Raw genomic sequence first — 23,045 nt, 5'->3', positions numbered from 1 at the left:
GGCCTACCGCCGCTCCCGCTCCAGCAGCGCCTGCTTGATCTCCAGGCCCCAGGCATAGCCGCCCAGGCTGCCGTCGGTGCGCACCACGCGGTGGCAGGGGATCAGCACCGAAACGTGGTTGGCGCCATTGGCGCTGCCGGTGGCGCGCACGGCGCCGGGCTTGCCCACCGCAGCGGCAATCTGGGCATAGCTGCGCGTCTCGCCAGGCGGAATCGCGCGAAGCTGGCGCCATACCGCTTCCTGGAACGCAGTGCCGGCCACGTCGATCGGGATGTGATCGGCCCGTCCTGGGACTTCCACGGCGGCGATCACGTCATCGAGCAGGGCGGCAAAGTCTGCCCCGCCGGCAACCAGCGTCGCCCGGGGGAAACGCTGGCGCAGCGCTGCTTCGCCCTCGCCGAACGAAAGCCGGCACACGCCCTTGTCGGTCGCCGCCACCAGCATCGGCCCCAGCGAGGTCGGCACTTGCGCCCAGCGGATCGTCACCCCCGCCCCGCCATTGCGCCAGGCCGAGGGCGCCATGCCCAGCCGCTCGCTTTCGGCATAGAAGCGCGAAGGCGCGCCATAACCGGCGGCGTGGATCGCCTCGGTCACGCTGTCCGCCTCGCTCAGCGCCTCGCCCATCCGCCGCTGGCGCAGCGCGCGGGCATAGGCCGCCGGGGAAAGCCCGGTATGGCGGGTGAACAGCTTCTGGAAATGCGCGGGCGAATAGCCGGCCTGCGCAGCCAGCTGTTCCAGCCTGGGCGCGTCTTCCGCGTCCTTGATCGCGGCGATCGCCGTGGCCACCGCCTGCGCATCGCGGGCCAGGTCGTCCGGCCGGCAACGCAGGCAGGCGCGCAAGCCCGCGTCACGCGCCGCCGCGCCATCGGCAAAGAACTGCACGTTGCCCCGCGCCGGATGCCGCGCCGGGCACGATGGCCGGCAATAGATCCCAGTGGTCAGCACCCCGGTGACGAACACCCCGTCCCACGCGCGATCGCGCGCCAGCACGGCCTGCCAGCAGGCTTGTTGATCAAGGGTTGGGGCATCGGTCATGGCGTTTCCTGCGTCTGGACCTGAGTCTGTTTGGTGGCCCCTTCATGCCATCGTTGCAGCCCCCACGCATCCCGCGCCTTGCGATCAAAGCAAATCCCGGCAATGACCGGCGCCATGTTGCGCCGCCTCATCGCCTCGCTCATCGTTTCGTTCCTGCTCGTGCCCGCGGCGCTGGCTGACCCGGCCGACATCGCGGCGGCCAGTCGTGGCGTGGTGCGCGTCGTCATCGTGCAGAGCGAAGGGCGCAGTTCCACGCTGATCGGCCATGGCAGCGGCTTTGCCGTCACGCCCGAATATGTCGTGACCAATGCCCACGTGGTCGAAGCGCTGCGCCAGGATGACACGCTGATCGCCGGCGTCGTCCCGCCCGAAGGGCGCGGCGGCTATGAAGCGCGAGTCGTCGCCTATTCCCCGCGCAACGATCTGGCCCTGCTCAAGATCGATGGCGGCGGGCGCCTGTCCCCACTGTCGCTCTATGCCGGCCAGGTCAGCGATGGCGCCGATGTCAGCGCGGTGGGCTATCCCGGCAACGTCGATCTGGCGCAGGGCCTGTCGCTGTCCGACCTGGTCAGCCCGCAAGCGGCGGTGAAGACGCGCGGCTATGTCTCGGCCGGGCGCAGTTCCAAGGAATTCGACACGATCCTCCACACTGCACCGATCGGCGCGGGCAATTCGGGCGGCCCGCTGCTCGATGCCTGCGGTCGCGTGGTGGGGGTCAATTCGTTTGGCACGATCAGCGACAACGGAACCGATTCGGCATTCTACTTCGCCATCTCGATGCGCGAGCTCTCGCGCTTCCTCCAACAGAACGGCGTGCAGGCCCATGCCAGCGACCTGCCCTGCACGTCGATCGCCGATCTCGATCGCGCCGAAAGCGAGCGCGCCGCCAGCGACCAGGCGCGCCAGGCGGCCGAAGCGCAGGCCAAGCAGATCGCCCGCGCCCGCACCCTCGAACTGGCGCGCCGCCAGGCCGAGATCGACGTGCTGACCCAGCGCGACAATGGCATGGCGATCGCCGTGCTCCTGCTGGTTGCCACCTTGGGCGCCGGCGGCGCCGCGTTCATCTATGCCCAGCGCAGCAACCCTCGCGCCACGCGGATCGCTGGCGGCAGCGCGCTCGCCCTGCTGCTGGGCACGGTGGCGGCCTGGGCGCTGCGCCCCAGCCTGCAATCGATCGATGCCCGCGCCGAAGACCTTGCCGCAGCCAGCGGCACGCCCGAGGCACCGGCCAGCGCGGGCGCCGCCAGCCCGGCGCGCGCGGGCAAGTTCATCTGCGTGATCGACGCGCAGCGCAGCCGCGTGACCGTGTCCGACATGACCGACGTGCCGATCACCTGGAGCGGCGATGGCTGCATGAACGAGCGCAGCCAATATGGCCTGGCAAGCGACGGCTGGTCGCGCGTGCTGGTGCCCAACGGCGAAGACACCATCGCCGTCACCCATTTCAATCCGGACAGTCGCACCTATACGGTAGAGCGCTTCCTCATGGGGCTCGACGCGATGACCAAGGCGCGCGACGCCCGGCAAAAGATCGTCGCCCCGGCCTGTGGCGCAGGCGACACCGAAGCCCGCCGCTTCGGCCAGGACCAACAGGCCATCCGCGCCCTGCTCCCTGCCGAACCCAACGAACGCATGCGCTACAACTGCCAGCCGGTGCCTTGAACGGGGAGCGCGGCACAACAATCTCCCCTCCTCTTCAGAGGACGGGAGATAGCAACCCCGCAAGCGCCCGCCGAAAACCGAATCAGCCCCGCGCTGCAAACCGCCCCGCCGTCCCGCGCTTGAGACGTTTCGCTGGCGTTATACGCATACGTTTGCGTGTTGGAGGCCAACGTTCAACAGCGCGAGCCAACTGGTGACTTGTCATATGGCGGTGACGTTGCTAGGCGCGCCGGGACTGCGGGCCGTCACGTGCATTTTTTGCGCGTCATGTGCCTTGCTTGAAATCCTTGGACGAAGGGGGACTGAGGCGCGTGGAGATTTCCAGCGGCATCACCGCCAGCCTGGCAGGGCGTTACGCTTCTGCGCTTTATGAGCTGGCAAACGAACAGGGCCTTGCTGCGGCCGTGGAAGGCGATCTCGAACGCCTGGCTGACGCCCTGCGCGAATCGGCCGATTTCGCTGCGCTGATCCGCAACCCCAAGGTGGGCCGCGAAGAAGCCGCGCGCGCCATCGCTGCCGTGGGCCAATTGCTCGGCATCACCCCGCTGACGGCCAATTTCCTGGGCGTGCTGGCCGGCAACCGCCGCCTCGCTGCCCTGCCCGATGTGGCCCGCGCCTATGCCGCCATCGCCGCGGCCGCGCGCAACGAAGTGACCGCGCAGGTCACCAGCGCCCACCCGCTCGATGATGCGCAGGTTGCCGCGCTGGCTGAAAAGCTGGCCGCGCGCGCCGGCAAGTCGGTCAAGCTCAAGACTGCGGTCGATCCCGAAATTCTCGGCGGGCTGGTCGTCAAGATCGGCAGCCAGATGATCGACAGCTCGATCCGCACCCGTCTCAATTCGCTCGCCCAGGCCATGAAGGGCTGAAGCCAAAAAGTTTGCACGAAAGGCTGAACGATGGAAATCCGCGCCGCTGAAATCTCAAAGGTCATCAAGGACCAGATCGCCAGCTTCGGCACCGAGGCCCAGGTCTCGGAAGTCGGCTCCGTGCTCTCGGTCGGTGACGGCATCGCCCGCATCCACGGGCTGGACCAGGTCCAGGCCGGTGAAATGGTCGAATTCGCCAATGGCGTCAAGGGTATGGCCCTCAACCTCGAAGCCGACAACGTCGGCGTCGTGATCTTTGGCTCGGACTCCGAGATCAAGGAAGGCGACACCGTCAAGCGCACCGGTACCATCGTGGACGTGCCGATCGGCAAGGGCCTGCTGGGCCGCGTGGTCGACGCGCTGGGCAACCCGATCGACGGCAAGGGCCCGATCGAATACACCGAGCGTCGCCGCGTCGAAGTCAAGGCGCCGGGCATCATCCCGCGCAAGTCGGTGCACGAACCCGTGCAGACCGGCCTCAAGGCGATCGACGCCCTGGTGCCCGTGGGCCGTGGCCAGCGCGAGCTGATCATCGGTGACCGCCAGACCGGCAAGACCGCCGTCGCCATCGACACCTTCATCAACCAGAAGGCCGCCAACGCCGGTTCGGACGAAGGCAAGAAACTCTACTGCATCTACGTCGCGATCGGCCAGAAGCGTTCGACCGTGGCGCAGATCGTGCGCCAGCTCGAAGAAAACGGCGCGATGGAATATACCATCGTCGTGGCCGCCACCGCTTCGGAACCGGCCCCGCTGCAGTACCTGGCGCCCTACACCGGCTGCACCATGGGCGAATTCTTCCGCGACAACGGCATGCACGCCGTGATCGTGTACGACGACCTTTCCAAGCAGGCCGTCGCCTATCGCCAGATGTCGCTGCTGCTGCGCCGCCCGCCGGGCCGCGAAGCCTATCCGGGTGACGTGTTCTACCTGCACAGCCGCCTGCTCGAACGCGCCGCCAAGATGAACGACGACAACGGCGCCGGTTCGCTGACTGCCCTGCCGATCATCGAAACCCAGGCGGGCGACGTGTCGGCCTACATTCCGACTAACGTGATCTCGATCACCGATGGCCAGATCTTCCTCGAAACCGGCTTGTTCTACCAGGGCATCCGTCCGGCCATCAACGTCGGCCTCTCGGTGTCACGCGTGGGCTCCTCGGCCCAGACCAAGGCGATGAAGAAGGTGGCCGGCTCGATCAAGCTGGAGCTGGCGCAGTACCGCGAAATGGCGGCCTTCGCCCAGTTCGGGTCCGACCTCGACGCCTCCACGCAGAAGCTGCTCAACCGCGGTGCGCGCCTGACCGAACTGCTCAAGCAGCCGCAGTTCTCGCCGCAGGGCTTCGAAGAGCAGACCTGCGTGATCTTTGCCGGTACCCAGGGCTACCTCGACGCCGTGCCGGTTGACCAGGTGACCGAATACGAAGCCGAACTGCTCAGCTTCCTGCGCACGCAGAAGGCCGACCTGCTGGCCGAAATCCGCGATACCAAGGATCTGGGCGACGGCGCCAAGGCCAAGCTCAAGGAAGCGCTCGACGCTTTCGCCAAGCAGTTCGCCTGACCAACGCATGACTCATCCCCCCGGTGGCCCCTTGCGGGCATGCCGGGGGGGATGAAGTGGAGAAAAGACGAGTGGCCTCGCTCAAGGAACTCAAGCTGCGGATCAACTCGGTCAAATCGACCCAGAAGATCACCAAGGCCAAGCAGATGGTCGCCGCGGCCAAGCTGCGCAAGGCGCAGTCCGCTGCCGAGGCCGCGCGCCCCTATGCCGGCCGCCTGGCCGCTGTCATGGCCAGCCTCGCCTCCAAGGTGCAGGTTGGCGAAGGCAGCCCCAAGCTGCTCGCCGGCACCGGCAAGGACCAGGTTCACCTCCTGGTCGTCGCCAATTCCGATCGCGGCCTGTGCGGCGCGTTCAATGCCAATATCGTCAAGGCCGCCAAGGCCAAGGCGCAGGAATTGATCGCCGAAGGCAAGACGGTGAAGTTCTACCTCGTCGGCCGCAAGGGCCGCGCCCCGATCCGGCGCGATTTCCCCAGCGCGATTGCCGGCGGGTTCGACACCACCACCGTGCGCGAAGCCGGCTTTGCCGAAGCCGAAAAGATCGCCAACGAACTGCTGGCCATGTACGAAGCCGGCCAGTTCGACGTGGCGCATCTGTTCTATTCGCGGTTCCGCAGCGCGCTGGCCCAGATTCCCACCACGCAGCAGATCATCCCCGTGCCGGCGCCCACCGTGGCCGTGGCCAACGATGGCGGCGCCGTGGTCGATTACGAACCCGACGAGGAAGCGATCCTCGCTGACCTGCTGCCGCGCTACCTGCGCGTCCAGCTGTTCGGTGCGCTGCTCGAAAACATGGCCAGCGAACAGGGCGCCTCGATGACCGCGATGGACAACGCCACGCGCAACGCCGGTGAACTGATCAAGAAGCTGACCATCCAATACAACCGCAGCCGCCAGGCCGCGATCACCACCGAACTCGTCGAAATCATCGCCGGCGCCGAAGCGCTCTGACGACGACCAGCAGGCAAGGAAAGACACAAATGGCAACCGCACCTGTCATCACTTCGACCGGCAAGATCAGCCAGGTCATCGGCGCCGTCGTCGACGTCCAGTTCGACGGCGAACTTCCGGCCATTCTCACTGCGCTCGAAACCAGCAACAACGGCAACCGCCTGGTGCTCGAAGTGGCGCAGCACCTGGGCGAAAGCACCGTGCGCACCATCGCCATGGACTCGACCGAAGGCCTCACCCGTGGCCAGGCCGTGACCAGCACCGGCGCGCAGATCTCGGTTCCGGTCGGCCCCAAGACGCTGGGCCGCATCCTCAACGTGGTGGGCGATCCCATCGACGAACGCGGCCCGGTTGGCGCCGACCAGTTCGCCCCGATCCATGCCAAGGCTCCCGAATTCGTCGACCAGTCGACCGAAGCGGCCATCCTGGTCACCGGCATCAAGGTGATCGACCTGCTCGCGCCTTATGCCAAGGGCGGCAAGATCGGCCTGTTCGGCGGCGCCGGCGTGGGCAAGACCGTGCTGATCCAGGAACTGATCAACAACATCGCCAAGGGCCACGGCGGCGTGTCGGTCTTTGCCGGCGTGGGTGAACGCACCCGCGAAGGCAACGACCTCTACCACGAATTCCTCGACGCCGGCGTCATCGCCAAGGACGCCGAAGGCAACGCCACCTCGGAAGGCTCCAAGGTTGCGCTCGTCTATGGCCAGATGAACGAACCGCCGGGCGCCCGCGCGCGCGTCGCGCTCTCGGGCCTGACCATGGCCGAATACTTCCGCGACCAGGAAGGCCAGGACGTGCTGTTCTTCGTGGACAACATCTTCCGCTTCACCCAGGCCGGTTCGGAAGTGTCGGCGCTGCTCGGCCGTATTCCTTCGGCCGTGGGTTACCAGCCCACCCTGTCGACCGACATGGGCGCGCTGCAGGAACGCATCACCTCGACCAACAAGGGCTCCATCACCTCGGTCCAGGCGATCTACGTGCCGGCCGACGACTTGACCGACCCTGCGCCGGCCACCTCGTTCGCCCACCTGGACGCGACCACCACGCTCAACCGCGCGATCTCGGAACTCGGCATCTATCCGGCGGTGGACCCGCTGGACTCGACCAGCCGCGTGCTCGAACCGCGCATCGTGGGTGCCGAGCACTACGAAACCGCTCGCCGCGTTCAGGAAACCCTGCAGAAGTACAAGTCGCTGCAGGACATCATCGCCATCCTGGGCATGGACGAACTGTCGGAAGAAGATAAGCTGACCGTGGCTCGCGCCCGCAAGATCCAGCGCTTCCTCAGCCAGCCGTTCCACGTGGCCGAAGTGTTCACCGGCATTCCGGGCAAGTTCGTGCAGCTCGAAGACACCGTCCGCTCGTTCAAGGCGGTGGTCGACGGCGAATACGACCACCTGCCCGAAGCGGCGTTCTACATGGTCGGCGGCATCGACGAAGCCGTCGAAAAGGCCAAGAAGCTGGCTGCCGAAGCCTGAGGCCAAATGCTCCCCTCCCGCTTGCGGGAGGGGTCGGCGGAGGGCCTGTAGGGGCGCCCTTCTTCGAACATCCGGCTAACCGCCCCTCCCCCAGCCCCTCCCGCCAGCGGGAGGGGAGCGCAGAGACGGTCCATGCTCCACTTTGAACTCGTCACTCCGGCCCGCCTCGTCCGCTCCGAAGCGGTGTGGCAGGTTGTCGTTCCCGGCACCGAAGGCGAATTCGGTGTGCTGGAAGGCCACGCGCCGTTCATGTCCACGGTCAAGGACGGCACGATCAAGATTTACCGCACCCAGGGCGCCCAGCCCGAGGAAATCCAGGTGCAGGGCGGCTTTGCCGAAGTTTCGGCCAAGGGCCTCACGGTTCTGGCCGAACACGTCGAAGGCTGACGCTTTCATCCCACGGATGGGCAAAAAAGGGCCGGCGCTCTCGCAGCGCTGGCCCTTTTTGCGTTTCAGTGCGCGAGCTTGGCAAACATGTCGGCAAAGGTCAGCCGCGTATCGATCCAGTCATAGACGCGCATCGGCCGCCCGTCGGGGCGCGGCAGATATGCGCCGTCCTCGCCCAGGCGCGGGGTTGGCGCCAGGTGATAGCGCGACGAGGCGGGATCGGGCTCGAACGCGGCCTGCAACGCGGTGAGCGTCACCAGGGGGCTATCGCCCAAGGCATAGACTTCGCCCAAGTTTCGACCGAGCCGGGTCAACTGGCCACGCATATGATCCAGTTGTGCCACCAACCAGGCGCCCACCGGGCCGCTTTGCGCCAGCACGCGCAGTTCGGCCAGGCTCACCAGCATCTGGCGATAGGCGTTGCGCGGCACCTGCCAGATCGGGATGGCGCTTTGCCCGAAGACGAACTGCGCCGCAGCCGGATCGATGGTGAAATTGTATTCGCCTGGCGTGCCGCCCGGTGGCGGCAGTGCCACGCCGTCATGCTCGGCCCCGCCGATCCACACCAAGGTCATCCGCTGCGCCAGGCGTGGTTCGGCCTGGAGCGCGGCCGCCAGATCGGTCAGCCCGGCCCCGGCGGTATAGAACAGCGGCGTCTGCACATCGCTGCGCATGCCTTCGGCCACGATCGCGGCCACCGCCTCGGCCGAATTGCGCCGATCCGCGCGGCCCAGAGCGCCCTCGGCCCCGCGCACCACCGGCACCCGCCCGGCCAGTCCCATCAGGGCCAGCAATTCCCGCGCCTTAGCTGCCGCCTTGTCTGCCTGGTGGCCGTCGTCGGGCTCGGCATCTTGGGGGGAATGCAGATGCGACCCCACGATCAGCCGCACATCGGCCGAAGGGCTGCGCAGCGCGTGGGCAAGCTGGAACAGGCCATCGGGATCGCCCGCCAGGTCGTTGTCCACGATCACCCGCATGCGCGGCGGCGCATCGGGCAGGACCGGCGCCGCGCGCGCCAGCATGGGGGCAAAGGCACCGGCGGAAAGGCCGAGCAGGGCAGCGCGTCGTGAGCAGGTCATGCGCCGATCACAGCATGTTGTCGCACGTTGTCAACCCGCTGAGGCATGCCACATTGTAAGCCGCACGAACTTTTTTGCCAAATTCATGTTTGTGAACTTTTCACCAGCGTGAATTTGAGGCATGAAGCACCCCGACAACGCTCAAGGGAGAGATACCTGTCATGACGCAAACCCTGGCCAACGTGATCGGCGCACAAGCCAACCTCGTCGATTTCCTGCGCAACCAGCAGGTCGGCCCCAATGTCTATCCCGGCGTGCCGGCGGAATATTCCAACTGGCGGGCCGAGCAATGGGCCTGGGGTCACACCGCCGTGCTCTATAACCAGTCCTACCACATGGTGGACTTGGCCGTGCGCGGGCCCGATGCATTCAAGATGCTGGAATACCTGGGCATCAACAGCTTCAAGAACTTCCAGCCCGATCGCGCCAAGCAGTTCGTGCCGGTTACGCCCGATGGCTATGTCATCGGTGACGTGATCCTGTTCTACCTGGACGAGAACGAATTCAACCTGGTGGGCCGCGCGCCCACCATCGAATGGGTGGAATACCACGCCGCCACCGGCAACTGGAACGTGACCGTCGAGCGCGACGAGCGCTGGGCCATGCGCAACGATGGCAAGCGCAACAGCTATCGCTTCCAGATCCAGGGCCCCAACGCGATGAAGATCATCGAGAAGGCCACCGGCAAGACCCCGCCCGAACTCAAGTTCTTCCACATGACCCGCATGACCATCGGCGGCAAGGACGTGCGCGCGCTGCGCCATGGCATGGCCGGCCAGCCGGGCTTCGAACTGTTCGGCCCCTGGGAAGACTATGGCGCGGTGCACGCCGCGCTGGTGGAAGCTGGCAAGGAATTCGGCCTCGCCCTGGTGGGTGGCCGTGCCTACTCGTCCAACACGCTCGAATCGGGCTGGATCCCCTCACCCCTTCCGGCGATCTACACCGGCGAGGCGCTGGCGCCCTATCGCGAATGGCTTTCGGCCAATTCCTATGAAGCCAAGTGCTCGGTGGGTGGCAGCTATGTGCCCGAAACCGTCGAAGGGTATTACACCACGCCGTGGGACCTGGGCTATGGCCCGTTCGTCAAGTTCGACCATGACTTCATCGGCCGCGCCGCGCTGGAAAAGATGGCGGCTGCCGGCAACCACCGCACCAAGGTGACCCTGGCGCTCGACAACGAAGACGTCATGCGCGTGCAGTCTTCGGCGCTGAGCAAGGGCGATCGCGCCAAGTTCATGGAATATCCCAGCGCGGTCTATGCGATGCATCCCTTCGACCAGGTGCTCAAGGACGGCAAGCAGGTGGGCCTGTCCACCTGGATCGGCTATTCCGCCAACGAGGGCAAGTTCCTGACCCTGGCGATGCTGGATCCGGGCCACGAAACGATCGGCGGCGAAGTCAGCCTGCTGTGGGGCGAACCCAATGGCGGCACCACCAAGCCCACCGTGGAACCCCACGTGCAGACCGAAATCAAGGCCGTGGTCAGCCCCGTGCCCTATTCGGAAGTGGCGCGCGACAGCTATGCCGAAGGGTGGCGCACGCAGAAGTAAGCCCGCACAGGTAAGCGCCCGGGAAGCACATCCCGGACGCGGCGCCGGCCTTCTCCCGACGAAGGCCGGCGCTTTCTGTTTGCGCAGATATTTTGTTTGCCTTGCTAACAATTCATGGCATGATCGCGGCAACAAAGGAGAGGATGCCGCCATGGCAAAAGACAACAAGATCACCTTTTACGACTTGGCCATTTCCACCGGCGCAACGATCAGTCCGTTCGTGTGGGCGACCAAATATGCGTTGAAGCACAAGGGTTTCGATCTTGATGTGGTGCCCGGCGGGTTTACCGGCATCCTGGAGCGCACCGGCGGGCAGACCGAGCGGCTGCCGGCCATCGTCGATGATGGCAAGTGGGTGCTCGATAGCTGGGGCATCGTCGAATACCTCGATGCCACCTATCCCGATCGCCCCGCGCTGATCCCGCATGAAAGCGTGGCGGCCACGCTCAAGGCGCTGGACCACTGGTTCTGGGCCAACGCCGTCGGCCCGTGGATGCGCTGCTTCTGCGCGGACTATCGCGATCTGTCGCTGCCGCAGGACCACGAATACATCACCCATTCGCGCGAAAAGATGCTGGGCCGCAAGCTGGAGGATATCCAGGCCGGCCGCGAGGATCGCTTGGCCGCCATTTCCGCCGCGCTCGAACCGCTGCGCTCCACGCTGTCGCAGCACCAGTGGCTGGGCGGGGCCACGCCCAACTATGCCGATTACCGCATCCTGGGCGGCTTCCTGTTCACGTCCTCGGTGTGCAAGACGCCGGTGCTGGTGGAAGACGATCCGCTGCGCGGCTGGCTCGACCGCTGCCTCGATCTCTATGGCGGTCTGGGCCGCCATCCCGGCCTGTTCCCGCTGTTCGGCCTGAAAGAGCGCGAGGGCGACGTGCCCGCGTTCAACCGCGCGGCCGGCCTTGGCGGCATCTACAAGCGCAACACCGGCCCTGCTTCGACCCAGGCCGAAACGCAGAAGATCACCCAGGGGATGAAGCAGCCGGCCTGACCGGCGGCCACCGCCCTCACCGCTTGCGCTTCGTCCCCCGGGTCATCAGATCGGGCTTGGGGGGCGGGCGCCAGCCGGGTGGCGGCGTCATGGCTTGCTGGCTGGTGCCCAGGCCCATGGCGCCGGGCACCTGGCGGGTCAGCCCCGCCGTATCCGATTTTGCCGCCTGTTCCGCACTCGCCCCACCCCGCATCAGCGTGATCCTGTCGCGCAGGCGCCCTGCTTCCTCGAAATCGAGCGCAGCAACGGCGGCTTCCATCCGCGCGGTGAGGGACTGGATCGTGTCGGCCATGATGGCACAATGCGCGAGATGGGCGGATAGTGCCATCCCGGTCTCGCGCGCGCATGCGCCAAATGCCGGTTGGCCCAACCCCGGCCCGCATGCCAGACTTGGCGGGCGACATACCGGGGACCCTCATGCGATTCGTGCGCCCGCTTGCCCTTGCTCTTCCGGCCCTGGCTCTCTGCGCCACGCCGGCCCACGCGTATGACGTGGCGGAAAAGTCGGTCGATACCCTGCGCGCCGATCTCGATGCCGGGCGCGTCACCTCGGCAGAGCTGGTGGCCGCCTATGAAGCGCGCATCGCCAGGATCGACCCCACGCTGCACGCGGTGATTGCGCTCAATCCGCGCGCGCTGGAGCAGGCCCGCGCTGCCGACGCGGCGCGCAAGGCCAGGCCAACGCACCTGCCGCTCGATGGCATTCCGATCCTGATCAAGGACAATATCGAAAGCGCCGATCCCGTGGCGACCACCGCCGGCAGCCTGGCGCTGGCGAACAACGTCACCGGCCGCGATGCCACGCTGGTGGCGCGTCTGCGCGCGGCGGGCGCGATCATCCTGGGCAAGACCAACCTTTCCGAATGGGCCAATATCCGATCGAACCATTCGATCAGCGGATGGAGCGCCACGGGCGGCCAGGCGCGCAATCCCTATGATCCGCGCCGCAGCACGTGTGGATCGAGCGCCGGTTCGGGCGCGGCCGCCGCCGCCAGTTTCGCCGCAGCGGCCGTGGGCACCGAAACCGATGGTTCGATCACCTGCCCTTCGGCGGTCAACGGCCTGGTCGGGTTCAAGCCCACCGTCGGCCTCGTCTCGCGCACCCATGTCGTGCCGATCAGCCACAGCCAGGATACGCCCGGCCCGATGGCGCGCAGCGTGCGCGATGCCGCGCTGCTGCTGGGTGCCATGGCCGGCAGCGATCCGGCCGATCCGGCCACGGCCCGCGCCGATGCGCTGGGCCACGATTTTACCGCCACACTTTCCGCCGATGCCCTGAAAGGCGCGCGCATCGGCGTGATGCGCTTTGCCGCCGGGTTCCACCCCGAAACCGATGCCGTGTTCGAACGGGCGCTGGCCGCCCTGCGCGCCGCCGGCGCCACGCTGGTGGAGATCAAGGCACCCCCGCCCGCCACGAAAGACGTGGGCGAGCGCGAGCAATTGGTGCTGTCCACCGAACTCAAGGCAGACCTCGCCACCTATCTTGCCTCCACCGATCCGGCCAAAGTGCCCAGCCGCACGCTGGCAGACCTGATCGCGTTCAACCAGGCCCATGCCGCGCAGGAAATGGCGCTGTTCGGGCAGGACTTCTTCGAAGACGCCGACAAGACCAAGGGCCTGGCCGACCCCGCCTATGTGACCGCCGCCGCAGAGGCGCGGCGCATGGCGGGACCCGAGGGGATCGACCGCATGCTGGCCGACAACAAGGTGACCGCACTGGTCGCCCCCACACTCGGCCCGGCCTGGCTGATCGACCAGGTGCTGAAAGACAATTTCGTGGGCGGCGGCGCGGGCGGCCTGCCGGCGGTGGCCGGCTATCCCCACCTCACCGTGCCGATGGGCGAGGTTTCCGGCCTGCCCGTGGGCCTTTCGATCATCGGTACCGCGTGGGACGATGCGCGCGTGCTCGCCTATGGCTATGCCTTTGAACAAGCGAGCCATGCGCGGCGCGCGCCGGTGCTGGCGCCACACTGAGCCGCGCGTCCGCGCCGGGGGAACCGGCCGGATGGGCGCACGTTGCCCCCCGTATCATCAAGGGGGCAAAGCCATGAGAGCAATGATCATCGCGGCGCTGGCGCTGGCTGCCACGCCGGCGGCGGCACAGGACACCGGCACGCCCGACGAAGTGGCCCAGGACAGCACCCACCACCCTGCCCCGCGCGACTTGTGCAGCGACCGGCCGGGCCTCGACACCCCCGCCTGCACCGTCGATCCCGGTCGCGTCCAGGTTGAAATCGGGCTGGGCGACTGGACGCTCGACAAGCAGGCCGACCAGCGCACCGACACGATCGAAAGCGGCGATGTGCTGCTGCGCTATGGCGTGACGGCCACTACCGAAGTGCGGCTCGGCTGGACCGCCTATGGCCACGTGCGCACCCGCGATGTGCCATCGGGCACGATCGAAACCGCACAGGGCGTGGGCGACGTGACCCTGGGCGTAAAGCAGAACCTGCGCCATCCCGCCGAAGGCAAGACCGGCCTCGCCGTGGCCGTGCTGCCCTTCGTCACCCTGCCGACCGGCCATAGCGAAGTGGGCGCCGGCGACTGGGGTGCCGGGCTGATCGTCCCGACGAGCTACAAGATCGACGACACCGTCTCGCTGGAACTCTCCCCCGAAGTGGACGCCGCCGTGAACGAAAGCGGCCAAGGCCGCCACCTCGCCTATGGTGCCGCGATGGGGGTGCAGGTGCACCTGTCGAAAGCGACCCGCCTGACCCCGGAACTGCAATTCCTGCGCGACCAAGACCCGGCAGGACATGCGACAACGAGCCGCGCGGCGCTCTCGTTCGATGTGCAGCCGGCGAAGATGCTGCAACTGGATGTACAGGCGGTGGCGGGGTTGAATAGGGATACGCCGGATGTGGAGCTGGGGTTTGGGGTTACGCGGAAGTTTTAGGGGGTGATTAATTATGAAGAGAAAAATATATTCGAATTCTAAACCAATATAAAAATCGCCAATTCTGAAATATGACTATACCAATTGCAACTGTTCAGCCGGAATGGATGGCACCAAACGCTCCCGAGGGATACCCAACAATCTGGTCAACTGCTCATCCACCATCGCGAGGTGATGATCGGTCGAACACCACCTCCACATACTCGCATTTCCTGTCTTTCCAATCCCGCCGGCCAGCCCATGAATATAAGAATCTCCCAAGCTGTAATCTGACACCTTCATTTCTTCGATCGAAACAAGTTGCGCAGCAACCGATAAAATGTTGCCATAACCATCACCTACCCTAGTCGAACGCCCCTTGCAGTAAATATATTCATTCTCCGTCGAATAAAATAACTTTGCAGTAGGGCTTACATTAAGTGGCAAATAGTTTCCCGGAAACTCTAACATGTAATCTGAAAACATGGGAACAACTGGAAACTCATCCTTAATTCGAAGAATGGCTTCGTAAACATGCCAGTCACTGCGTGGAAAGCGAGCAAGAGTTCCCGGCTTCATTTTGGGCTTATCAGGGAAGCTGGTTGCGCTCCAAAACACCCTCAACCAAGTGCCCCGCACAATAAGGCGCGCCATCTGCATAGCGAGCAGATGTGCCAAATCTTCAGCATCGTCAATTTGAAGTGGTCCGCCGTCCAAAAGCAATACTGTTTGCCCCGGACTTCCTCCCAGTTCTCGAACGTAATCACTAAGCACAGAAGCATTCGGTATATCTTCAAGCTCCTGAAGTCCGATGCGAAAACATAAAAGTGCGTTGCTGTCACGCTGTACGAAACGGCTGACAGCGGCGGTGTAATCAACCGAGCTAGCACGGCTGAATATCGGCGCAGCGTTAGCGCCAGAGAGACGTGCCCGCTCAAGGAGTTCGGTAAGCGGATGAACATCTACAGCCCTGCGATGGCGGTCATCATCGATTAGTTCTGCGTCGATGAACGACAAACGCCGACCGCGACTCTCAGCAAGCTGGTGACCAAACCTCTTTAGATACTCCGTGGGTGAGAGTACCCGCTGCTCGTCGGGATCGAAAGATCCTGCCGGAGTGATCTTGAACGCTGGGGACAAGAGTTTGCGGTGAGCCGAGCGTGTGGGCGTATTGACGGTGGGGCTGGGTATTGAAGTAGATAACAGGGAGGTAAGGTTTGCTGGCTCAGGAAGGAGAGTGTATTATAAGAGAATTAGGCGATTCGGTAGAGAAATCATTTTGATGAGTAGGGTTCGATTATAATTATAAAAGGGGAGGGAAAAATTATGTGATATTTGAGGTTGAGATAGATAATATTAGTGTAGTAGGGAAATAAGAGATGAGGATTGGATGGGAAGATAATCTTGGGTTGTGACGGAGGGATTGGGATTTATATAGGTGGTGAAAGAATGATGAAGGATGGGGGTAGTGGAGATTTATAAAGGTAAGATGAAAGAAGGAGTAGGATATAGATGATGGTTGATGTTAAAGATGAGTATTAGGGTAGTGGAAGGATAAGGGTAGTAGATGGAATTGTAGTGTGGTGTAATTGGAGGGATTGTTTTTAGTTAATTTTGGGGAGTGAATTTTGGAAGAGGATTTAATTGGTAAAAGTGTATATTAGCAAGGAATGAGCAGATGAATGAGTAGTAGAATGATGAGTAGTGATTTTAAAAGTGTTAAAGTTTATATTTTTTATTTTAGGGGGGTGTAATTTGGTTATTATTGGGTATTAGTTAAGTATTAATTAGTGTGTATAGAAGGGATTGGAAAAAGAGATGAAGAGAAATTAGTAAATTAAAGATGTAATAAAAAATAATGATGAAAAAAGGTGCGGAATGAGAAAAATAATATGTATGTGCAATGCAGGCGCAATCTCTCGTGGCGCTTGAACGAAAAAGTCTCGCAAGACGCGCGCTCGTTCGACTGATGGCGCGCGCCGATCAACCTGCTGGCCGAACCAACCACGAGAATTCATCTCGGCAAACGGGAAATCTGCCAGATTGAGACCGCCCGGCATTTCATCGATTGAAGGATCATCACCCGTAATAGTCAGCTTCGCATCAAAACCTATACCAATCGTCGCTGCGATATGCGCCAACCGCTTGAGATTTGCGGAACCATAGCGCTCCTTCTCATACTTTTGGATTTGCTGTTCCTGCAGCCCTGCCAAATTGGCGAGTTCTCGTTGTGTTAGCCCCTTTGCCACCCGCGCTTCTACCAAGCCTTTTCCAAGATCGGGGATGCCATGAACTTCGAACTCATGCACTTTCCCGTCCCGTAGCGCCTCGTAGGCACTCAACTGCTCACGCAGTTCTGCAGCTTGGCGCTCGTAAGAACCACGTTGCGCCCGAGCAATCATCGGGTCAATTCCGCATTCGATCGCCTTCAAGACGTCGTACTTCATCAACGCATCTTCAAATCCCGCCAATGCAAGTTTTGTTGATCGATACTCTTTTTCGTTGCTAATCATGAATTCATGATTTCCAATAGTTTTAACTTAATTCCGATCATTCCTCGCTCCTCACCGGACATCTTGTCTTTCGACAGGAAGCGGAAAAACTCGCCCGCAGGACCGGGGTCGCACCCACCAATTAGAAGATCGCCTCTGTATCGATTACGCCGTTCAATGCGCAGATTTTCGTCGTAGAGCATGGGCTCAAGATCAGCGGAAACTCCTACAGGGTCCCAACATGCATCGTAGTCACTCGGGTCGGGCTTCGATGTAACAAAGCTGCCACCAACGAAAATTCGCGCGCACCCAGCCAACCGAAGATCATGGCACGCCTCCTTCAGCCCATCGAAAAGCCATGCTCGATGAGCATTGAAGACGAATGCATTGCGGAACTCCCGCAGGCTCACAAAGTGTAAGCCGATGGGCAGCACCTGGGCGGAATGCCCAACCTGACTAATGAGCGCTGGGATCATGAACACAACGATATCGTTGTGTTCATGTCATTGCAACGACTTTTCGATGGTAGCCGACTATGGGTTAAAGTCGACCATGAGGTCAGTTAGAACCAAGAAGGTCACCCTCACCCCACCGCCCCAGCCGCCCGCTTAAGCGCGCTCCGCACCCGCGCCGCCAGCGCTGCATCAAAGCGCACTTCCGGCACGGCGACACTCAGCACGCCGACCATCTGGCCGCCGCTCCACACCGGGACGGCGGTGCCGCAGATGCCCAGGGTGGCTTCGTGGCAGGCGGTGGCGATGCCTTCGGCGCGGATGCGGGTGAGGTCGGCGCGCAGGTCTTCGTCGCGCACGCGGGTGTGTTCGGTCATGGCCGTGCGGGTGCTTTCCGCGAAGTAGCGGTGCAGGTCTGCTTCCGAGAGATAGGCGAGGATCACTTTGCCGGCGGCGAGGCAGTGCAGCGGGCGGCGGGCGCCGGGTTCGATGGCGTAGCGCAGGGTCTGGTCGCTGGCTTCGGTCACCACGGCTTCCACGTCCCACCCCACGCGGACCATGAAGCTGGCGGTTTCGTTGAGTTCGGCCTTGAGCGCGCGGACCAGCGGCGCCACGCGGTCGGCCAGGGGCAAGGCCGCCGGGGCCACGCGCAGGCGCTCCAGCCCCGGCCCGGGCAGGTAGCGCCGCCCGTCCCGCGCCAGGTATTGCCGCTCCACCAGCGTGGCGAGCAGGTAGGACAGGCTCGACACCGGAATGCCCAGCGCCTGCGCCACATCCTGCGCCACCACGCCGCCGGCATGGGCCACGACGAATTCGATCACGTCGAGCGTGCGCAGCGCCGACTTGACCGGGCCGGTCTTGGCCGAAGCGGTGGGCGATGGGGCGGAGGCCATGGGTGTCTTGTCCTTTTTGCGGGGCGGCGGCGGTGCTTGGCTTCCACCACCCCCAACCCCCTCCTCTGAAGAGGAGGGGGCTATTTGTCTGGTCAGGTTTGGAAGAGGAGAGTGCCGCGCCGTTCGGCAAAGCGCCAGCCTTGCGCCGTGCGCACGAAGCGATCGTGGAACGAGCCGACCAGCGGCGCCGGGCCGCCGTTGAACAGCAGCATCGCGCTGGTGCCACGGGCGGCGTCGGCGCTTTCCACGTCGATCACCACGTTGCTGCACACATGGCGCGTGGTGCGCGGCGGGCGCGACCGGAACGCGGCAAGGATCGCCTCGCGCCCCACGATCGGCGCATCGGGCGCGGTGGGCCGGGTCATCAGGCCATCGGCGGCATAGAGGGCGGCGACGTCTTCCCAGCGCGCTTCATCGTTCAAGTTGGCATAGAGCGCGATCAGGCGCGCGCAGTCCGCCTCGATCGCGCGGCGTTCGTCTTCGTTAATCACAGGCGCGCTCCGGCAATGTCGGCGCCTTCGCGCAGGGCCTTGAGCTTGCGCCAGGTGACGATGGGATCGATCTTGCCATAGCCGGCAAAGGTGCCGAACCCGCAATCGGTGCTGGCCACCACGCGGTCTGCGCCCACGATGCCGGCAAAGCGTTCCACCCGCTGCGCTATCAGTTCGGGATGCTCGATATAGTTGGAGCAGGTGTCGATCAGACCGGGCGCGAGGATCTTGGTATCGGGCAGCTTGGCATCGGCCCAGACTTTCCATTCATGCTCGTGCCGGGGATTGGCCGCCTCGAACAGCACGGTGGAAGGCCGCGCGCCGATGACGATGTCGATCACGCGTTCGAGCGGAATGTCGTGATCGTGCGGGCCTTCGTAATTGCCCCAGCACACGTGCATGCGCATCTTTTCGGGCGGGATGTTGGCCGTGGCGGCGTTGAGCGCCTCCACATTGGCCGCCGCCACTTTCAGGAATTCGGCCTCGCTCAGGTCCTGGTAGCCGGTGTGGCGCGACATGGCGAGATCGGGGCAATCGAGTTGCAGGAAGAACCCGGCGTTCACAATCGTCTCGTATTCCTCGCGCATGGCATCGGCGAGGTCCGCCAGATAGGCTTCGTGGCTGGGATAGTGGCGGTTGACCTGGAACGCAGTGATCAGCCCCGGCGAGGCGGCGTTCATGAAGGCCTGCGTATCGGGCGCGGCATGGGCATCGAGCGCGGCGCGGAAGCGGCGGATATCGTCATGCAGCGGCTCGAGCGTGACCAGCTTGACCGGCCCGATGCACGAGGCGCGCACGAACTCCTGGCTGCCCATGATCGCCGAAAGCTTCTTGGCGAGGTTCGGCACTTCGGCCAGGTCTGCCGCCGGCTTGCGATCGATATGCCCGCCAAAGCCGGACAGGCGCTCGATCATGTAGGTGGAATAGCCCACCTTGCCCAGCTCGCCATCGCTGACGATCGACACGCCCGCTTCCACTTGCGCCTGCACGGCCGCCTTGACGGCCGCCCCCACCTTGGCATCGAATTCGCCCGCGTCATAAGGCTTGCCCGCATCACGCGCGAGCAACAGCGGCGTGAGTTCCTCGCCCCGCGGCAGGCTGCCGACATGGCTGGTCTTGATATGGGCCACAGGGCCTCTCCCTTGCGCAATTTCACACTTGTGAAGATTTCATAGCGACTGGGTGGCCGCGTGCAAGCGCCATTACGCCGCCCCAGCGCGATCTTGTGCCGGGCGGCGGCCGGTGAGGCGCAAGTAGAAGCGGGAGAAGTACGAAGGGTCTTCGAAGCCGAGTTCGGCTGAAACCTGGGCGGCGGTGGCGTTGGTGTAGCGCAGCAGGCGGTGCGCCTCGCGCGCCAGGCGGCGGTGGACGACGTCCATGGGCGAGCAGCCGAGGCGCGCGGCGGTGAGGCGTGAAAGCGTGCGCGGGGTGGTGCCCAGGGCCGAGGCGTAGAACGCCAGATCGCGATGGCTGCGGAAATGAACTTCGACCAACTGCCGGAAGCGATCGAGCCGGGTGTCGGGCGCCGGGCCGGCGGCGGGCGCGGCCTGGGCGACGCAGCGGGCCAGGGTTTCGGCAAGCGCCAGCAATAGCGGATCGGCCGTGGTGCGATCGGCCTGGAGCGCCAGCATTTCGGCCGCGAGCCAGGCGGCGCGGCGGGCCGGCTCGGCCGCCAGCGGGGCGGCCTGCCCCTGGGTGAGCGCGCGATGCAGCGGATCGGCCGCCGCCGGGGCGCGGGCCAGGAAATCGGCACCCAAGGTGACGACATGGCCCACCACATCGGCGGCAAAGCGAAAGCCGTGGACCACGCCGGCCGGTGCGATCACCGCCACGGGCCCGTCAAGCGCCTGTTCTGCACCGTCGAAGGTGATGCGCACTTGTCCGGTGTGCACCAGCAGCAATTGCACGAAATCGGCGTGGCGGTGCGGCCGGATTTCCCAATCGTGCAAGGAGGAACGCGCTGCGATCGTCTCGATATGGGCAAATCCGCTGGCAATTCCGGCCTGTTCCTCGCCATAGAGGGCATAGCTGGGGATGCTGCCTTGCGCCATCGACTTGTCCTGAAAGTGCCATCTTATGTCAGGCTGATGCCTTCCCGCACGGGCCGGCCAATGTCAAGAAAGGGCGTGAGCGGCGGCCATGACGGACGGGCCGCCCGAGGGAGAGAAAAGCGATGAAAACCCAAGTTGCCATCGTGGGCGCTGGCCCCGCCGGCCTGCTGCTGGGCCACCTGCTGCGCGCCGAAGGGATCGAGTGCGTGGTGGTGGAACGCCAGACCGGTGACTATGTGCTGGGCCGCATCCGGGCCGGCGTGCTGGAATCGATCACCGTCAACCTGATGGAGCGGCTGGGCCTGGATGCCCGCCTCAAGGCCGAAGGCCTGGTGGAAGAAGGGTTCAACCTGGCCGATGGCGAGCGCCTGATCCGCATCGACGTGGCCGGCCTCACCGGCCAGACCGTGACCGTCTATGGCCAGACCGAAGTGACGCGCGACCTGATGGATGCCGCGCCCGGACGCGGGCTGCCGGTGCTTTATGGCGCAGGCGACGTGGCGCTGCACGACATCGAAAGCGATGCGCCCTACCTGACGTTTACCCATGAAGGCCGCGCAGAGCGGCTGGACGCGCGCTTCATCGTGGGCTGCGACGGCTTTCACGGCCCGTCGCGCAAGGCCATTCCCGCCAGCGTGGCGCGCGAATACGAGCGCGTCTATCCGTTCGGCTGGCTGGGCATCCTGGCCGACGTGCCGCCGTGCAACCACGAACTGATCTATGCCAACCACGAGCGCGGCTTTGCCCTCGCCTCGATGCGCAGCCACACCCGCAGCCGCTATTACGTGGACGTGCCGCTGACCGAAAAGATCGAGGACTGGAGCGACGATCGCATCTGGGACGAACTGGCCATCCGCCTGGGCCCCGATGCAGCCGCGAACATCACGCGCGGGCCCTCGATCGAAAAGTCGATCGCACCGCTGCGGTCCTACGTGTTCGAGCCGATGCGCCACGGCAGCCTGCTGCTGTGCGGCGATGCGGCCCATATCGTGCCCCCAACCGGGGCCAAGGGGCTGAACCTGGCAGCCAGCGACGTGCATTATGCCGCGCAGGCGCTGACCGGCTTTTTCAAGGCGAACGATGCCGACGCGATTGCCAGCTATGCCGCCAAGGCGCTGGCGCGGGTGTGGAAATCCGAACGCTTTAGCTGGACCCTGACCAAGCTGATGCACCGCTTCCCCGACGATGGCCCGTTCGAGCGGGCGATGCAGGTGGCCGAACTGGATTACATCGCCACCAGCCGTGCCGCGCAGACCAGCATTGCCGAAAACTATGTGGGGCTTCCGGTTTGACCCCTTGGCCCTTTGACTAGCTTGGCAAGGGGGTGGGCGGGCCTCTCTCCCCCACCCCCTTGCCAGACGAGAAGCGAATTTTCCCCGCAATGTGACAATTCGCCAAGTATCGTCACAAGGCCGTCATAAAGCGCAGACACAAGGCGCCTGTTGTTTCCCCCAACAGGCAGGCCCATGCGCCAGATCGACATTCTGCTGACCAACCCGCTGGAAGGCGGCCACGACCCGTTTGCCCATGGCGACCTGAAAGTGGTGTTTCACCCCTGGCGTGGCGCGGGCCCCCTGCCCCTGCTCGACGGGCGGCCCTGGGCCTTCGTCGATTGGCTGCTGCCCGAACTTTCGGGCCTGGAGCTGTGCCGGCGCCTGCGCTGCGACATGCAGACCGAAGCGGCCCATGTTACCATGGTGCTGGAAGAAGACGATCCCGAGGCCAAGCGCCGCGCCATGCGCGCCGGGGCGGATGATTACATCGTCGGGCCGATCGACCGTGGCACCGTGCTCGATCGCGTTCTTTCGGTGCAATTGCCCGAACGCGAAACCGTGGCCCGCACGCTGCGGCTGGGCGAATTGAGCCTGGACCTGACGGCGCTTCAGGCGCGGTGGAAGGACAAGGCCATCGCGCTGATGCCCAACGAGCTGCGCCTGCTGCGCTACCTGATGGAGCAGCCGGGCCAGGTCTTTTCCCGCCAGCAACTGATCGCGGCACTGGGCAAACAGGGCCAGCCGATCGACGAGCGCACCGTGGACGCCTGGGTCAGCCGCCTGCGCCGCGCGCTGCGCGACGCCGGGGCCGGTTATCCGCTGCGCACGGTGCGCGCGCTGGGGTATGTGCTGGACAAGCCTTGATCTTTGGCGGCGTTGCGGACGGGAATGGGGGCAAAGCCGCCGATCTCGATCCCGTTCGGGGTGACCGTGCCGAAGCCTTTTGCAGT

At 64.3% G+C, this 23,045-nt stretch carries 22 protein-coding genes; 12 read left to right on the top strand and 10 right to left on the bottom strand.

The window, feature by feature from the left end:
• Nucleotides 1–3: 3 nt before the first annotated feature.
• On the bottom strand, nt 4–1,035 hold the full coding sequence (locus R9J51_RS10695) for a methylated-DNA--[protein]-cysteine S-methyltransferase (RefSeq protein ID WP_179504453.1): 1,032 nt from the start codon (nt 1,033–1,035) through the stop codon (nt 4–6).
• A gap of 102 nt (nt 1,036–1,137) precedes the next feature.
• On the opposite strand from R9J51_RS10695, the gene R9J51_RS10690 reads away from it, so the two are divergent.
• From R9J51_RS10690 to R9J51_RS10665, 6 genes are all read left to right on the top strand, one after another.
• On the top strand, nt 1,138–2,697 hold the full coding sequence (locus R9J51_RS10690) for a trypsin-like peptidase domain-containing protein (protein WP_179504452.1): 1,560 nt from the start codon (nt 1,138–1,140) through the stop codon (nt 2,695–2,697).
• Between the two features lie 311 nt (nt 2,698–3,008).
• Nucleotides 3,009–3,563: a F0F1 ATP synthase subunit delta gene (locus R9J51_RS10685; RefSeq protein ID WP_168554456.1), complete on the top strand. Its 555-nt coding sequence runs from the start codon at nt 3,009–3,011 to the stop codon at nt 3,561–3,563.
• Between the two features lie 30 nt (nt 3,564–3,593).
• Nucleotides 3,594–5,123, top strand: coding sequence for a F0F1 ATP synthase subunit alpha (gene atpA, locus R9J51_RS10680; RefSeq protein WP_168554455.1), 1,530 nt, complete (start codon nt 3,594–3,596; stop codon nt 5,121–5,123).
• Nucleotides 5,124–5,194: 71 nt separating this feature from the next.
• Nucleotides 5,195–6,073 (top strand): F0F1 ATP synthase subunit gamma, encoded by an 879-nt coding sequence (locus R9J51_RS10675; RefSeq protein ID WP_168554454.1) that lies wholly within the window; start codon nt 5,195–5,197, stop codon nt 6,071–6,073.
• 29 nt (nt 6,074–6,102) lie between these two features.
• Nucleotides 6,103–7,554 (top strand): F0F1 ATP synthase subunit beta, encoded by a 1,452-nt coding sequence (atpD, locus tag R9J51_RS10670; RefSeq protein ID WP_168554453.1) that lies wholly within the window; start codon nt 6,103–6,105, stop codon nt 7,552–7,554.
• Nucleotides 7,555–7,686: 132 nt separating this feature from the next.
• Entirely contained in the window at nt 7,687–7,941 is a 255-nt protein-coding gene (locus tag R9J51_RS10665; RefSeq protein ID WP_168554452.1) for an ATP synthase F1 subunit epsilon, read from the top strand.
• Nucleotides 7,942–8,006: 65 nt separating this feature from the next.
• Here the strand turns inward: R9J51_RS10665 and R9J51_RS10660 are convergent, their stop codons facing one another.
• Nucleotides 8,007–9,020, bottom strand: a complete 1,014-nt coding sequence (locus R9J51_RS10660; protein WP_179504451.1) for a nucleoside hydrolase — start codon at nt 9,018–9,020, stop codon at nt 8,007–8,009.
• A 161-nt stretch (nt 9,021–9,181) separates the two neighbouring features.
• On the opposite strand from R9J51_RS10660, the gene desA reads away from it, so the two are divergent.
• Both desA and R9J51_RS10650 read left to right on the top strand, forming a co-directional pair.
• Nucleotides 9,182–10,570: a syringate O-demethylase gene (gene desA / locus R9J51_RS10655; protein WP_168554450.1), complete on the top strand. Its 1,389-nt coding sequence runs from the start codon at nt 9,182–9,184 to the stop codon at nt 10,568–10,570.
• A gap of 151 nt (nt 10,571–10,721) precedes the next feature.
• Nucleotides 10,722–11,567 (top strand): beta-etherase, encoded by an 846-nt coding sequence (locus tag R9J51_RS10650; protein WP_168554449.1) that lies wholly within the window; start codon nt 10,722–10,724, stop codon nt 11,565–11,567.
• A 16-nt stretch (nt 11,568–11,583) separates the two neighbouring features.
• Here the strand turns inward: R9J51_RS10650 and R9J51_RS10645 are convergent, their stop codons facing one another.
• Nucleotides 11,584–11,859: a UvrB/UvrC motif-containing protein gene (locus tag R9J51_RS10645; protein ID WP_168554448.1), complete on the bottom strand. Its 276-nt coding sequence runs from the start codon at nt 11,857–11,859 to the stop codon at nt 11,584–11,586.
• Between the two features lie 125 nt (nt 11,860–11,984).
• Here R9J51_RS10645 and R9J51_RS10640 point away from each other — a divergent pair, with 125 nt between their 5' ends.
• Both R9J51_RS10640 and R9J51_RS10635 read left to right on the top strand, forming a co-directional pair.
• Complete coding sequence (locus R9J51_RS10640) at nt 11,985–13,541, top strand: amidase (protein WP_179504450.1); 1,557 nt, start codon at nt 11,985–11,987, stop codon at nt 13,539–13,541.
• Nucleotides 13,542–13,614: 73 nt separating this feature from the next.
• Nucleotides 13,615–14,463: a transporter gene (locus R9J51_RS10635; RefSeq protein WP_179504449.1), complete on the top strand. Its 849-nt coding sequence runs from the start codon at nt 13,615–13,617 to the stop codon at nt 14,461–14,463.
• 75 nt (nt 14,464–14,538) lie between these two features.
• Here R9J51_RS10635 and R9J51_RS10630 read toward each other — a convergent pair whose 3' ends face one another.
• The 7 genes from R9J51_RS10630 to R9J51_RS10600 form a co-directional block, all read right to left on the bottom strand.
• Entirely contained in the window at nt 14,539–15,582 is a 1,044-nt protein-coding gene (locus R9J51_RS10630; protein ID WP_432787383.1) for a beta family protein, read from the bottom strand.
• 689 nt (nt 15,583–16,271) lie between these two features.
• Nucleotides 16,272–16,955: a helix-turn-helix domain-containing protein gene (locus R9J51_RS10625; protein WP_432787382.1), complete on the bottom strand. Its 684-nt coding sequence runs from the start codon at nt 16,953–16,955 to the stop codon at nt 16,272–16,274.
• Complete coding sequence (locus R9J51_RS10620) at nt 16,952–17,410, bottom strand: DUF6932 family protein (RefSeq protein WP_179504446.1); 459 nt, start codon at nt 17,408–17,410, stop codon at nt 16,952–16,954. The genes R9J51_RS10625 and R9J51_RS10620 overlap by 4 nt, the downstream gene beginning before the upstream one ends.
• A 107-nt stretch (nt 17,411–17,517) precedes the next feature.
• Entirely contained in the window at nt 17,518–18,279 is a 762-nt protein-coding gene (locus R9J51_RS10615; RefSeq protein ID WP_179504445.1) for an IclR family transcriptional regulator, read from the bottom strand.
• A 92-nt stretch (nt 18,280–18,371) separates the two neighbouring features.
• Nucleotides 18,372–18,770, bottom strand: a complete 399-nt coding sequence (locus R9J51_RS10610) for a nuclear transport factor 2 family protein (protein ID WP_432787381.1) — start codon at nt 18,768–18,770, stop codon at nt 18,372–18,374.
• Nucleotides 18,767–19,900 carry a cobalamin-independent methionine synthase II family protein gene (locus tag R9J51_RS10605; RefSeq protein WP_179504444.1) on the bottom strand — a complete coding sequence of 378 codons (1,134 nt, stop codon included), beginning with the start codon at nt 19,898–19,900 and terminating at the stop codon, nt 18,767–18,769. Before R9J51_RS10605 ends, R9J51_RS10610 begins: the two co-directional genes overlap by 4 nt.
• 72 nt (nt 19,901–19,972) lie before the next feature.
• Nucleotides 19,973–20,821 carry a helix-turn-helix domain-containing protein gene (locus tag R9J51_RS10600; RefSeq protein ID WP_179504443.1) on the bottom strand — a complete coding sequence of 283 codons (849 nt, stop codon included), beginning with the start codon at nt 20,819–20,821 and terminating at the stop codon, nt 19,973–19,975.
• A 122-nt stretch (nt 20,822–20,943) separates the two neighbouring features.
• On the opposite strand from R9J51_RS10600, the gene pobA reads away from it, so the two are divergent.
• Nucleotides 20,944–22,113, top strand: coding sequence for a 4-hydroxybenzoate 3-monooxygenase (gene pobA, locus R9J51_RS10595; RefSeq protein WP_179504442.1), 1,170 nt, complete (start codon nt 20,944–20,946; stop codon nt 22,111–22,113).
• 174 nt (nt 22,114–22,287) lie between these two features.
• Entirely contained in the window at nt 22,288–22,959 is a 672-nt protein-coding gene (locus R9J51_RS10590; protein WP_168554440.1) for a response regulator transcription factor, read from the top strand.
• Nucleotides 22,960–23,045 lie beyond the last annotated feature (86 nt).

Source organism: Novosphingobium rhizosphaerae, assembly GCF_050920675.1.
Taxonomy (GTDB): domain Bacteria; phylum Pseudomonadota; class Alphaproteobacteria; order Sphingomonadales; family Sphingomonadaceae; genus Novosphingobium; species Novosphingobium rhizosphaerae.
This window is presented reverse-complemented; position numbering and strand designations above follow the sequence as displayed.